Here is a 12,688-nt window from a genome sequence, read left to right on the forward strand (position 1 = left end):
ATACAAAAACGTTTGATCTGTGGCACCTAATAGACAAAACGCATGGCCTTGACCGTGCCTTTTGCGCTGGCGTCTGAGAAAATGCCCGCACTATTTTTCCGGATGCCGACATGACTGCCCTGAAGAACGATCGTTTCCTGCGTGCGCTGCTCAAGCAACCCGTTGATGTCACCCCTGTCTGGATGATGCGCCAGGCCGGCCGCTACCTGCCGGAGTACCGCGCCAGCCGCGCCAAGGCCGGTGATTTCATGAGCCTGTGCATGAACCCGCAGTTCGCCTGCGAGGTGACCCTGCAGCCGCTTGACCGCTACCCGCTGGATGCAGCGATCCTGTTCTCCGACATCCTCACCATCCCCGATGCCATGGGCTTGGGCCTGTACTTCGAAACCGGTGAAGGCCCGCGCTTCAAGAAGACCATCAGCACCCCGGCCGACATCGAAGCGCTGCCGATCCCTGACCCGCAGAAAGACCTCGGTTATGTGATGGACGCGGTGAGCACCATCCGCCGCGAACTCAACGGCCGCGTGCCGCTGATCGGTTTCTCCGGCAGCCCCTGGACCCTGGCCACCTACATGGTCGAAGGCGGCTCGTCGAAAGACTTCCGCAAGACCAAGGCCATGGCCTACGACAACCCGCAAGCCCTGCACCTGCTGCTGGACAAGCTGGCCCAGTCGGTCACCAGCTACCTCAACGGACAGATCCTTGCGGGTGCCCAGGCGGTGCAGATCTTTGACACCTGGGGCGGCAACCTCTCGGCGGCGGCCTACCAGGAGTTCTCCCTGGCCTACATGCGCAAGATCGTCAGCGGCCTGATTCGTGAGCACGAAGGGCGCAAAGTGCCGGTGATCCTGTTTACCAAGAATGGCGGGCTGTGGCTGGAAAGCATCGCCGATGCCGGTGCCGACGCACTGGGCCTGGACTGGACGTGTGAAATCGGCGACGCGCGCCGCCGCGTCGGTGACAAGGTAGCCCTGCAGGGCAACATGGACCCGACCGTGTTGTACGCCAAGCCAGAAGCCATCCGCAACGAAGTGGCGCGAATCCTGGCCAGCTACGGCAAGGGCACTGGTCACGTGTTCAACCTCGGCCACGGCATCACCCCGGAAGTCGATCCGGAGCACGCAGGCGTGTTCATCAACGCCGTGCATGAACTGTCGGCGCAGTACCACCAGTAAGTGCGATGAGACGAACAGCCCGGCCAAGAGCCGGGCTTTTTTTGGCGTTCGACACGCCACTGCTCAGCGATGAAATCGACGCCATTGAACCGAGAAAGAGAAGCCTGAAGAACTCCAGCCCTTTTCCTACATATCGGCCCCTTGGCCATTCCTAAACTCGCGCACTCCTGTCGGGCCTTCCCCGACGCAAGCTCAAGTAGTCCGGAGTGCGTCATGAATACAAGAAAGAATCTGCGCAGGTTCGCTGCAAGTGGAATCTGGCTGGCAGTTGCCGGTGCGGGCATGCATGCCCAGTTGGCCAATGCCCATGGCTATGCCAGCGAGCCGCCGTCCCGTTCGTATGCCTGTCAGTTGGGTTTGAATACGGGCTGTGGTGCGGTTATCTATGAGCCCTGGTCGGTGGGTGAGGCGGCCAAAGGGTTTCCTCAACTCGGCCCCGTGGATGGCAAGATCGCAAGCGGTGGCGATCGCGCTGATTTCGCTTTGGTTGACGAGCAGTCAGCCGCTCGCTGGCATCTGACTCCCATCCTCGACCGTGAAATCGCCTTTGACTGGTACTACACCACTGCACACCCGACCACCAAGTGGGAGTATTTCATTACCAAGACAGGCTGGAATCCCAATGCGCCGCTGGCTCGTGAGGCATTCGAAAGCACACCGTTCTGCACGGTGGACGGCCATGGCAAGTTTGCTACTGGCGGCGACCATGCGGGCAAAGGCCCCGGGGCTGAAAAGCACCGCTGCACATTGCCAGCCGACCGCACCGGGCAGCATGTCGTTCTGGGGCTGTGGACAATCGCCGACACCGGCGCCGCATTCCACAACGTGATCGACGTGGACATCCAGGCTGAAGGTGGACCGGCACCGGAATGGCCTGCAGTTGGCGCGATCAACCCGCATCGAGACCTGGAAGTTGGCGACAAGGTCAAGGTCCGCGCATTTGTGAATGGGGCGGAGAGTGAGCAGTTCAGTACGTCTATCGTCATTGAGCATGCCGAGGAAGGCACTGCCTTCAACTGGTCATACAAACTGGCCAGCCGTATCAATGAAACCCAAGCGCTCGTGCGCGCTGGCAAGCCTAACGCGGATGGCGACTTCGAGCCTGTGCTAGGCGCCAATACGCTATATGCCAAGCGCGAAAGTGGCATTACCAGCTTCGAACTGCAGATCGACGCCGCGACCCCTGAGCCTGGCTACATGCATCTGCATGACCTGAAGCCTGAGTACCAGCTCAAGGATGGCAAGACCACCCTCGACTTCACGGTCATGAGCAACAAGAACCTGCAGGTGAGCGCGCGGTTGTTCGATGCCGATAACAAGCAGGTCGGCTATGTGCGCCAGCAGGTCGAAGGCACTGGCAAGCTGCTGCTGGAAGCCAGCAGCGTCGAGGGGCCGCACACGCTCAAGGTCGTGGGTGTCGACAAGGCACAGCGCGTGTTGCTGCAAGAGCAACGTGAAGTCGCGCTCAAAGCTGCTGCTGAAGGCTACGACTTCGAGTTCCCTCAATCGATTGCCAGCTACAAGGCAGGCACGCTTGTCCTGCAGCCCAAGACCGGTGAGATATTCGAGTGCAAGCCATTCCCGTTCGAGGGTTGGTGCAAGAGCTATTCGGAGAATGCCAACCATTATGAGCCCGGTGTAGGCAGCAACTGGCAAGACGCCTGGATCAAGCGCTAAAGGGAGTGCGGCCTGGCAGCCCGATGGGGCATGCCGGGCCGAGACACGGTATTTCTTATGCAACTACACACTTATTGCTGGCAGCAGATGCTATTGCACTGGGTTTCTGCCTTGGTGATCGTCTGGGCGCTGGTAAGTGGCTTTTACGTGTCAGGCTTTACGGTCGAACCTGCCACAGCACAGAGTATCAGTTTCCTGAATGTTGGCCTGACGACACTGTTCATACCGGTCTTTCTGCTGCGTTGGTTGATGCGCTACCTGAAGCCAAGGCCGTGCGCGCTGAACGAAAACCCCTGGGCACGGCGCATAGCGCATGTTGTTCACGAAGGCATCTACTGGCTGACCGCAATCGTGCTGGCTTCAGGCGTGCTGATGATGGACCGTGCGATTGACGTATTTGGCTGGTTTGCAATCGAGCCCTGGCTAACGGATCCGTTTTGGCTACGCGTCTGGTTCATGCTGCATATCGCAGCAAACGTCGCCTTGGCTTTGGCCGTGGCGGTGCACGTAGGGGCAGTCGCCATTCATGAATTTGCCGGGCGGCGGGTGGTTAGTCGAATGCTGCCCTGAGCCTATGAAGCATTCTTCCGTCTTGTCCTGGGTGGCAATCCCTCTGCTGGCGTTGGTCATGCTGGCCTGGCGCGAAGCCACGCGCCCAGATCTGGTTGAACCTGTCGCGCAAGACAGTGTTGCCCGTGTATTACCCGCACAACAGCCATTGCCCACGGCGACCCTGGCACTGGCCTTTGGCTTTAGCGAGCCAGGGGAACGGCTGGCAAGCCAGGCCGGGTTAGTGCTCAAGGCTTGTTTTATCCCCAGTCGCGGCCAACCCCGTGCGTTGGTGGGAGGCCGCGAGGGTGACAGCTTCTATGGCGTGGGCGATCGCTTGCCGGGTGGCAGCGTGCTGCGCCGAATCGACGTGGGTGCGATCACCCTTTGGGTCGAGGGGCGTGAGGAAGTCCTGACCTTGTCCGGCGGCGGCGCCAATGTCTTCGCTCAATCTGGCAGTAGCGCCGTGCGCGTTTCTGCCCATGCCGAATCACCCCGCCTGTTGCGGGAGGTGCAATGAGATTTCAACGTTACTTGCGGGCAGCCTCACTCGGGGCTTGCCTGAGCTTGACCTGCCCACTGGCCCTGGCTGACGCGTCAACCTGGCAACTGGCGATGAGCGATGCCGATGTGCGTGATGTGGTCCGCGAAGTCGGGGCCATCCTTGACCAGACAATTGTCCTTGACCCACGTGTGCAAGGGCGCATCACAGTACTGTCCAATGAGGCGCACGACCGAGAGGGCGTACGTCGGCTGTTTTACTCGGTCTTGAATGCTCAAGGCTTTGCCGCAGTGAACGACGGTGACCGCTTGCTGGTGTTGCCGGCAAGCGAAGCCAAAGCCTGGGCTAACCAGCAGGCCGATGCGATTCCTTCCGCATTTACCACACGCGTGTTCAGCCTGTCTGGCAGCACTGCCGCCGACCTGGCCGGCCTGCTGAGGCCACTGGTGTCGAGCAACGGCTATATCGGCCCGTCCAGCTCCGCCAATGCCTTGGTCGTCACCGACTCGGCTGCCAACCTCGAGCGTTTGCAGGCTCTGGTGCGCCAACTGGACAGCGGTCAGCGGCATGACTATGAGCTGGTAACGCTGCGTACAGCGCAGGTCGCTGATGTATTGCCTGTCGTCGAGGCTTCGGCAGGCAGCCCGGACAGTGGCGTGCGGGTATTGGCCGATACCCGTGGCAATCGCCTGCTCGTGCTTGGGCCGAAAAAATCCCGCCAACGGTTGGCACGACTGGCCCGCGAACTAGATGTGCCGGCACCTGAAAATTCGCATAACTGGCGCGTGGTGCGCCTTCAGCACGGGAATGCCGAGCAACTGGCCGAGGTCCTCGGTGAGGTGGGCAAGCGGCTGGATGGCAAGCCGGGCACAGAAGCCTTGGGCCAGCCGCTCGCGGCCGGGGCGATGGTCAAGGCAGACTCCAGCCAGAACGCCTTGGTGTTGCTGGGGGAACCCAAGGCCCTGGGCAACGTCGTGCAGATCATCGAGCAACTGGACCAGCCTCGCGCGCAGGTGCTGATACATGCGGCCATCGTCGAGGTCAGCGGCGATATCAATGAAGCCTTGGGATTGCAATGGGGGATGAACACCGGAAGCCTCAAAGGCGGGGTGACATTCCCGGACAGCGGCGCGTTGCTGGCCGATGTGCTGGGCGCGGACAAGGCACTGCCCAGTGGTGCGGCACTGGCGCTGGGCTCTGACCGCTTCGGTGTGCTGGTTTCCGCATTGGCCAGCAACAGCCGTAGCAACCTGCTGTCCACCCCCAGCCTGCTCACGCTCGACAACCAGGAGGCGCAAATCCTGGTGGGGCAGAACGTGCCGTTCAAGACCGGTTCGTACACCACTTCGGGCAATGGCGCGGATAACCCGTTCACCACCGTGGAACGCAAGGATATCGGCATCAGCCTCAAGGTTCGCCCACACATCAACGAAGGCCGAAGCCTGCGCCTTGAGGTCGAGCAGGAAAGCTCGGAACTGGTCCCCAGCACGCTCGAAGGTGATCTGGTCACCAGCAAGCGAACGCTCAAGAGCACCATCCTCGCGGCGGATGGCGAGATCATCGTGATCGGTGGCCTGATCAAGGACACTGTGCGCACAGAGCAACGTGGGGTGCCGTTGCTCAGTCGTATTCCTCTGCTGGGTGGCTTGTTCCGCTGGACCAGGGATACTCAGGAAAAGACCAACCTCATGGTGTTTCTGCGGCCTACCATCTTGCGTACCCAGGCCGAACTGGTTGAGTCCGGGCATCGTGCCTACGATGATGTTCGCGCCTCCGACCCGGCGCGCGTACCCCAGGATCCCCGCGGGTTGTTCGAAGCGCGGTCGATGCCGGAAGGTCGGGAGCCATAGCCTTGAAGCCTTTGATTCCATTTGGCTTCGCCCGGCGTCATGGCATTTTGCTGGACCGGCAGGCAGCCGAACCCGTGTTGTTGATGCGCGACAATGCTTCTCTCGAAGCCCTTTCCGAGGCGCTGCGTGTCGTGGGGCAGGGCTGGCCACTGCGTCTGGTGGATGACGAGCAGTTTGCAGAGCACCTTGCTGCTTGCTACGGCGGCGCGCAGGATGCAGCGCAGTCGGTCATCCAGGGGCTGGATGAGCACATCGACCTGTCAAGCCTGGCTGAGTCGTTGCCGAAGACCAGCGACTTGCTCGATCAACAGGATGATGCGCCGATCATCCGTCTACTCAATGCCTTGCTCAGCGAAGCGGTCAGGTCGCGCGCTTCCGATATCCACCTGGAAACCTTCGAACAGCAGTTGCGTGTTCGCATGCGCGTCGATGGGGTCATGCGCGAAGTGCTGTCGCCACCCAGGGCGCTCGCGGCTCTGCTGGTGTCGCGGATCAAGGTCATGGCGCGCCTGGACATTGCCGAAAAGCGCGTGCCACAGGATGGCCGCATCAGCCTGCGGTTGGCCGGCCATGAGGTGGATGTGCTGGTGTCCACCTTGCCTGCGGCCCATGGCGAAAGGGTGGTGCTGCGCTTGCTGGACAAGCAGGCTGTGCGCCTGGATGTGCAGCACATGCAGATGCAACCCTCGGTGCAGAAGGCGTTCCTGGCCGTGCTGGAAAAACCCCACGGTATTTTCCTGGTGACAGGCCCGACCGGTTCGGGCAAGACCACCACGCTTTATACGGCGCTTTCGGTACTGAACCGTGAATCGCGCAATATCCTCACCGTCGAAGACCCAGTCGAATACCACTTGCCCGGCATCGGCCAGACCCAGGTCAACAGCAAGGTCGACATGACCTTTGCCCGTGGGCTTCGGGCAATCCTGCGGCAAGACCCGGACATCGTGATGGTAGGGGAGATTCGCGACCGGGAAACGGCGGATATCGCCGTGCAGGCATCGCTGACAGGCCATCTGGTGCTGTCGACCCTGCATACCAACAGTGCTTTGGGCGCCATCACGCGGCTGGCGGACATGGGAGTGGACACATGCCTGCTGGCATCCTCCCTTGCCGGGGTCATGGCACAGCGCCTGGTCCGTGTGCTGTGCCCGCATTGCAAGGCCGCGTACGAGGTGGAGGACGCCACCGCCAGCGCCCTGGGCAACCCAGCCGGCCTGCCACGGCTGCTTTACCAGGCTGTAGGTTGTGAGCTGTGCCAGATGGGCTACAGCGGGCGCGTGGCATTGCATGAAATGGTCGTCATTACCCCGCAGCTGGCGCAGGCCATCCATGGCCGCGCATCGTTGGCACAGATGCAGGAATTACTTCGTCCGGGCACGACCAGCCTGTTTCAGCATGGCGTCCAGCGCGTCTGCCAAGGGCAGACCAGTCTCGAGGAACTGCTGCGCGTGACGGGCCAGGACTGAACATGGCGGTTTTCCGATATCGTGCCCAGCGCCTCGGTGGCGCTCGCCAGCGCGGCACGCTTGAGGCTGCCAGTGCGCGTCAGGCCCGGCAACAGCTGCGCGAGCAGGGCTGGTCGGTCATGGCGATCGAGCCGGTACGACCTTCACCATTTGCCGCCCTGCTGGCAGGCAATCGACTTTCCCTGGCGCACCGCTGTTTGCTGACCCGGCAGCTGGCGACACTGTTGCAGGCGGGCATGCCGCTGACCGAGGCGCTACAGGCGGTTGCGGCGCAAAGTGGCCAGCGTCAGTCCAGGCAGGTTTTGCTCGGCGTGGCTGAGCGAGTCGCTGAAGGTAATACCCTTGCCGCTGCTCTGGCCCATTACCCATTGGCCTTTCCGCTGGTCTACCGTGCGACGGTCGAGGCGGCGGAGCGCTCCGGCCACCTGGCGGGGGTACTGGAGCGGCTGGCAGGGCATGGCGAAAATCAGCAGGCCCTGCGCCAGAAAGTGCAATTGGCGATGCTCTACCCGTTGATACTGACGATCGTCGCGCTGCTGGTGGTGGGGTTTCTGCTCGGCTATGTAGTGCCTGATGTGGTGCAGGCATTTGCCCGCGACCAGGCACAGTTGCCGCTGGCGACTCAGTTGCTGATTGCACTCAGCGATGCTGTTGGCCGCTTCGGCTGGCTGGCCTTGCTGGTGTTGCTGGCAGGCGCTACCGGTGCTGCCCTGCTGCTGCGCGCGCCTGCGAGGCGAAGGCAATGGCATGCCACGGCACTGCGCCTGCCAGGTTACGCCAGCTTTGTGCTAGCCAGCGAGGCTGCCCGCTTCATCAGCACCTTGGCGATTCTTGGCCGCAGCGGAGTCGTGCTGGTCGATGCCATGAACATCGCTGCAGGCGTGGTGGGCAACCTGGTTTTACGCGAGCGTTTGCAAACGGCGGTGCGTGAAGTGGGCGAAGGCGCATCGCTGGCGCATAGCCTGGCTCGCAGCCAGAGCATGCCCGCGCTGATGCTGCACATGATCGCCAGTGGCGAGCGTGCCGGGGAACTCAACAGCATGCTCGAGCGCGCCGCCGAGCTCCAGGCCCGGCAACTGGCTGGTCGCATAACCCTCCTGGTCGGCCTGTGCGAACCCCTGATGCTGTTGCTGATGGGTGGCATCGTGCTGTTCATCGTACTGGCCATCCTGCTGCCCATTCTCAACCTCAACCAACTGGTCAACTGATATGTCTTCTGGCTTTGCACATCGTGCGCAGCGTGGCTTCACGCTCATCGAAATCATGGTGGTGGTCATCATTCTCGGCGTGCTTGGCGCATTAGTCTTGCCCAACGTCATGAGCCGTCCGGACCATGCCAAGTTCACGGCAGCACGTGCCGATATCCAGTCGATCTCTACGGCCCTGGAAATATACCGCCTGGACAACGGACGCTATCCGACCACCGACCAAGGCCTGGAGGCACTTGTCCGGCGCCCGACGGTTGCACCCTTGCCACGCCAGTGGAACGCACAGGGCTACCTGAAGAACCAGGCACTGGACCCATGGGGCATGCCTTATCAATACCGTAACCCTGGAACGCGATCAGGGCAGGGGTTCGATCTGTTCTCCTTTGGCGCCGACGGTCAGCCGGGCGGTGAAGATGCGGACGCCGATATCGGTAACTGGGCCGAATGAGTCTGCACCGCTCGAAAGGCTTTACCCTGCTCGAAATGATGCTGGTGTTGTTGCTGGCAGGCGTTGTCATAGGCATGGCGGGGTTAGTGGTGGGGCGCGACCCGCAACGCCTGGCCAACCAGGAGGCCGGTTTGTTCCTGCAAATGGTCGAGCATGCCAGGCAGCAGGCTGTGCTTGAGGGGCAGGAGATGGGGGTGAGCATCGATGCCCGCGGCTATCAGCTGATGAAGGCGTCCGGCAGAAGCTGGGTGGCTGCAGGGCAGCGTCGGGACACTGGGCTGGACCTGCGCCTGAGCATCGACGACTTCCCGGTGATGCTCGCCGGGCCAGGAAACACCGCGCAGGTGGTGTTTGCCCGTAACGACGAGTACACCCCGTTTTCGTTGTCATTCCACGAGGCGGGTGTCGCCCTTGTGCAACTCTCAAGCGATGGCCTCAATGACCCCTGGCTCGAACACTGAACGTGGATTTACCTTGCTGGAAGTGCTGGTAGCGCTGTCTGTATTCGCCGTGCTGGCCGCAGCGGTGACCAGCGCCAGCCAGCAGGTACTGGCACAGTCTCAGGGTATGCGTGATCGACTGTTTGCCAGCTGGATCGCCGATAACCACCTTAACGAGCTTCGCTTGCACGCGACTGCGGCTGCACAGCGTCGGCCCCACGAGATCCAGTTCGATCAGCGCGCCTGGTTCATCGTCGAGTCGAGGCGTTACCAGGCTGAGCTGGCACTTGTGGAAGTTGGCGTGAGCGTCGGCCTCGCATCGGACCGGCAGCCGCTTTACCACGTCGTTGGCTGGCAGGAGGATGCCGATGCAGCGCAGTGAGTCTGCCCGTATCCAGCGCGGTTTTACCCTGCTGGAGCTGTTGCTGGCCATCGCCATCTTTGCCTTGCTGGCGGCAGGTACCAGCCAATTGTTGGCTGCACTGGTACGGGCAGATGCCGCACGTCAGGCCCAGGCCGATGAGTTGCGTTCTCTGGGTCGGGCAATGAGTGTGATGCAGCGGGATGCACTGCAAGGGTACTGGCCCACGAGTAGCAAGAAGGGTGGGAATCATGGGATGTTGCTGACGCCGCAGCGGGTGGGCTGGTTGCTTGGTGCCGAGCGTGATCGTCAATCGCTTCCGCGCAGCGATCTGCGGGTTGTCGAGTACTGGCTGGAGGACGGTGTGTTGTGGCGTCAGCGGCGGACGCTGGAGCACGGGCAGGTTCACCCTCAACGGTTACTTGAAGGTATCGAGGATCTGCGCTGGAGGTTTTATGGAGCAGAAAGCGGGTGGGTATCCCGCTGGACTGCTGCGCAACCGCCCCAGGCACTTGAAATCACCCTGTCGACCCAGCGCTTTCAGGGGATTCGCCGAGTGCTGCCCCTGGCGGGGGCAAGCCTGTGAAGAGGTCGGGGCAGAAGGGCGTGGCGCTCATCACCGTGTTGTTGGTAATGGCACTGTCGACCTTGCTGGTCGCCAGCATGTTGCGAAGCCACCAGTGGATGCTGGGGAACATCCGGAAGCAGATCGATGCCTCGCGCTTGCTGCAACTCGCCCATGCCGGCGAACAGCATGCCCTGAAGCAGCTGAAACAGCAGGCTACAACCTTGTTGCAGGTGACCCATGGCGGTCAACCTTGGGCGCAAACCCGTTTGCTGGAACTTGAGCAGGGGCAGGTTCGGCTGCGCCTGGAGGATCTTTCCGGGCGCTTCAATATCGCTGCGCTGATCGCCCGAAAAACCCTCGACCCTGTGCTGCTCGAACGTTGGCAGCGGTTGTGCCATGCCTTGCAGATCGAGGCGCCAGCGCTGGAGCCTCTGGCCGGGCAGCGCATGCTCGACCCCAGCCAGTTGCGCACCTTGCCAGGCGTTGATGCGCAGGTGATGGCACGCCTGCAGCCATGGGTCGTGGCGTTGCCCACCCAAGCGGGGCTCAACGTCAATACAGCCCTGGTACGGGTACTTGAAGGCCTTGAAGGCGTGGATGCCTCTGTTGCACGGAGCGTGGTGGGCAAGCGGCCCGAAGAGGGCTATGCCAGCGTTCAGCAGTTTCTGGCGCAACCGCAGCTGGTGGGGCTTGGCATCGACAGCCATGGGTTGTCGGTGACCAGCCGCTGGTACCGCCTGGAGGTACAGGCAGCGTTGGAAGGCAGCCTTGGTTATCTCTACAGCGACCTTGAAATCGACCCGAACACACATCAGGTCCGTGTGCTGCGTCGAGTTTTTTCTGCACAGCCGGAGCACATGCAAGATGAGTGAGGTTTACCTGTTTTTGCTGGCCGGGGGCGTAGTCGAAGACGACGGGGCATGGCCGGTGCTTGTGCGCACAGCGCAGGGCCACCTGTACCGGTCGCAGTTGGGCAACTTGCCGCCAGACCTGGCCGCGGCTGCTGTGGTGCTTGTCTTGCCGATGGAGCTGGCGGGCTACTGCGTGATCGGGCCGATACCGGGCAGGCGCCCCAGCCGGGAGACGTTGGGTTATGCGACGGAAGAACAACTGGCCGCACCGCTGGAGGCGCTGCACCTGGCATTCGGGGCAGAAGATCAAGAGGGCCGGCGCAAGGTGTGGGTGATCGCGCTGGAATGCTTGCGCCAGCTGCTGTCGAAGCTTCAGCAGCAGGGCATCGACCCGATCGCCGTACACGTCGATGCCGACCTGCTGAGTGCCGAGCGGGTATGCGCCCTGTGGTTCGAGGGACGATGGCTGCTGGGAGGCAGCGAGGGCGCTTGCCTGGCGCTCAGGGCCCAGGCTGCACAGGCACTGAAGCAGAAATATGCTTCGATGCCCTGGATGGCCGAGGCAGGCTCGGCAGGTGCGGCCGACTGTGATCAGCAAATCAGCAGTGCAGTGGAGATCCTGATGCAAGGCACTGCTGGCGCTGTGGACCTGCGCCAAGGCGCACTGCGTCGGCGGCGCATACGGCCAGCATGGCGAGGCCTGGCAAGTGGCGTGGTGCTGGCATTGCTCATGGCTTGCGTGGTCGATCAGGTGCGTGCGCAGTGGCTTATGCAGCAGGCATCACTGCTGCATGCCGAGAATGTTCGGGTTTTTCAGCGCTGGGCACCTGAGCAGCTTCCTGGTGGCGACCTGGCTACGCAGATCAGGTTGCTCGAACACCGCCCAAAGCAGGCGACTGCCGTGGAGCAGCTGGTGCTGCTTTCGGAGCAGTTGGTCGGCGTTGGCAATGTGGTCATTGAGCGGGCCGAATCGACGCCTGAACAAGGTTGGCGCGTCGACGTTGTTGCTCACGGCTTTGTCGATCTCGAACGGCTTGGCGCTCGCCTTCCCGGTATGCGGATGGAACAGGGTCGGCAGGCCGACCGAGGTGTGTCGGCGACCCTGTCCTGGCGGGAGGCTGAATGAAGTACTGGAGAGAATCTGCGTTGGTACGCCATTGGCAACAGCTATCAACCAGCCGACGCACGCTATTGAAGGCCGCTTCATGGGGCCTGAGCTTGATCGTGATTGGCCAGCTACTGTGGTTGCCTGGGCAGGCCCGCCTGCAAAAGGCAGAGCGAGACCTGGCGCGCGAACATGAACTGAGTGCCCAGCTGCAGCGAATCGTGCAGGGGCCGCCTCGGTCGTCAACCTCCGTGGAGGTGCAGACACCGGCCGGATTGAACGAGCGCGCCAAGGCCGCAGGCCTGCGTATCATCAGCCTGGAGGCCAGCTCCGGGCAGGTGGATGTCAGCCTGGAGGGGGGCGCAGTTGCCGTGCTGGCCTGGTTGCACAGGCTGGAGCAGGAAGGTGGCAAACCGCTCAGCCTCCAGCTGCAGGCCAAAGGCGAGCTGCTTCAGGCACGCTTCGTGATGATGCTGGCCGAAGCTTGA

At 62.0% G+C, this 12,688-nt stretch carries 14 protein-coding genes; all 14 read left to right on the forward strand.

Features of this window, described 5'->3' with window-relative positions; all coding sequences use genetic code 11:
• Window positions 1-110 precede the first annotated feature (110 nt).
• The 14 genes from hemE to gspM all read left to right on the forward strand — a co-directional run bounded on the left by hemE (window position 111) and on the right by gspM (window position 12,688).
• Window positions 111-1,175 carry a uroporphyrinogen decarboxylase gene (gene hemE / locus ACQKPS_RS10795; RefSeq protein WP_254482672.1) on the forward strand — a complete coding sequence of 355 codons (1,065 nt, stop codon included), beginning with the start codon at window positions 111-113 and terminating at the stop codon, window positions 1,173-1,175.
• Window positions 1,176-1,388: 213 nt separating this feature from the next.
• The gene (gene gbpA / locus ACQKPS_RS10800; RefSeq protein WP_254482673.1) at window positions 1,389-2,852 is read left to right on the forward strand and encodes an N-acetylglucosamine-binding protein GbpA; all 1,464 of its coding nucleotides are present in this window, start codon (window positions 1,389-1,391) and stop codon (window positions 2,850-2,852) included.
• A gap of 57 nt (window positions 2,853-2,909) precedes the next feature.
• Window positions 2,910-3,422, forward strand: coding sequence for a cytochrome b/b6 domain-containing protein (locus tag ACQKPS_RS10805; protein ID WP_254482674.1), 513 nt, complete (start codon window positions 2,910-2,912; stop codon window positions 3,420-3,422).
• A gap of 4 nt (window positions 3,423-3,426) precedes the next feature.
• Window positions 3,427-3,921 (forward strand): hypothetical protein, encoded by a 495-nt coding sequence (locus ACQKPS_RS10810; RefSeq protein WP_254482675.1) that lies wholly within the window; start codon window positions 3,427-3,429, stop codon window positions 3,919-3,921.
• The gene (gene gspD / locus ACQKPS_RS10815) at window positions 3,918-5,753 is read left to right on the forward strand and encodes a type II secretion system secretin GspD (protein ID WP_427603987.1); all 1,836 of its coding nucleotides are present in this window, start codon (window positions 3,918-3,920) and stop codon (window positions 5,751-5,753) included. The genes ACQKPS_RS10810 and gspD overlap by 4 nt, the downstream gene beginning before the upstream one ends.
• A gap of 2 nt (window positions 5,754-5,755) precedes the next feature.
• Window positions 5,756-7,219 (forward strand): type II secretion system ATPase GspE, encoded by a 1,464-nt coding sequence (gspE, locus tag ACQKPS_RS10820; RefSeq protein WP_427603989.1) that lies wholly within the window; start codon window positions 5,756-5,758, stop codon window positions 7,217-7,219.
• A 2-nt stretch (window positions 7,220-7,221) separates the two neighbouring features.
• The gene (gene gspF, locus ACQKPS_RS10825; RefSeq protein WP_427603991.1) at window positions 7,222-8,427 is read left to right on the forward strand and encodes a type II secretion system inner membrane protein GspF; all 1,206 of its coding nucleotides are present in this window, start codon (window positions 7,222-7,224) and stop codon (window positions 8,425-8,427) included.
• A gap of 1 nt (window position 8,428) precedes the next feature.
• The gene (gene gspG, locus ACQKPS_RS10830) at window positions 8,429-8,875 is read left to right on the forward strand and encodes a type II secretion system major pseudopilin GspG (protein ID WP_254482679.1); all 447 of its coding nucleotides are present in this window, start codon (window positions 8,429-8,431) and stop codon (window positions 8,873-8,875) included.
• Window positions 8,872-9,336, forward strand: a complete 465-nt coding sequence (gene gspH, locus ACQKPS_RS10835; protein WP_427603993.1) for a type II secretion system minor pseudopilin GspH — start codon at window positions 8,872-8,874, stop codon at window positions 9,334-9,336. The genes gspG and gspH overlap by 4 nt, the downstream gene beginning before the upstream one ends.
• Window positions 9,314-9,697 (forward strand): type II secretion system minor pseudopilin GspI, encoded by a 384-nt coding sequence (gene gspI, locus ACQKPS_RS10840; RefSeq protein ID WP_427603995.1) that lies wholly within the window; start codon window positions 9,314-9,316, stop codon window positions 9,695-9,697. The genes gspH and gspI overlap by 23 nt, the downstream gene beginning before the upstream one ends.
• Complete coding sequence (gene gspJ / locus ACQKPS_RS10845) at window positions 9,684-10,262, forward strand: type II secretion system minor pseudopilin GspJ (protein WP_427603997.1); 579 nt, start codon at window positions 9,684-9,686, stop codon at window positions 10,260-10,262. The genes gspI and gspJ overlap by 14 nt, the downstream gene beginning before the upstream one ends.
• 20 nt (window positions 10,263-10,282) lie before the next feature.
• Window positions 10,283-11,116 (forward strand): general secretion pathway protein GspK, encoded by an 834-nt coding sequence (locus ACQKPS_RS10850; protein WP_254482687.1) that lies wholly within the window; start codon window positions 10,283-10,285, stop codon window positions 11,114-11,116.
• Window positions 11,109-12,221 (forward strand): type II secretion system protein GspL, encoded by a 1,113-nt coding sequence (gene gspL, locus ACQKPS_RS10855; RefSeq protein ID WP_427604000.1) that lies wholly within the window; start codon window positions 11,109-11,111, stop codon window positions 12,219-12,221. The genes ACQKPS_RS10850 and gspL overlap by 8 nt, the downstream gene beginning before the upstream one ends.
• Entirely contained in the window at window positions 12,218-12,688 is a 471-nt protein-coding gene (gene gspM, locus ACQKPS_RS10860; protein WP_427604002.1) for a type II secretion system protein GspM, read from the forward strand. Before gspL ends, gspM begins: the two co-directional genes overlap by 4 nt.

This window comes from Pseudomonas sp. NPDC086566 (assembly GCF_050280885.1).
GTDB classification, from domain to species: Bacteria; Pseudomonadota; Gammaproteobacteria; order Pseudomonadales; family Pseudomonadaceae; genus Aquipseudomonas; species Aquipseudomonas vlassakiae.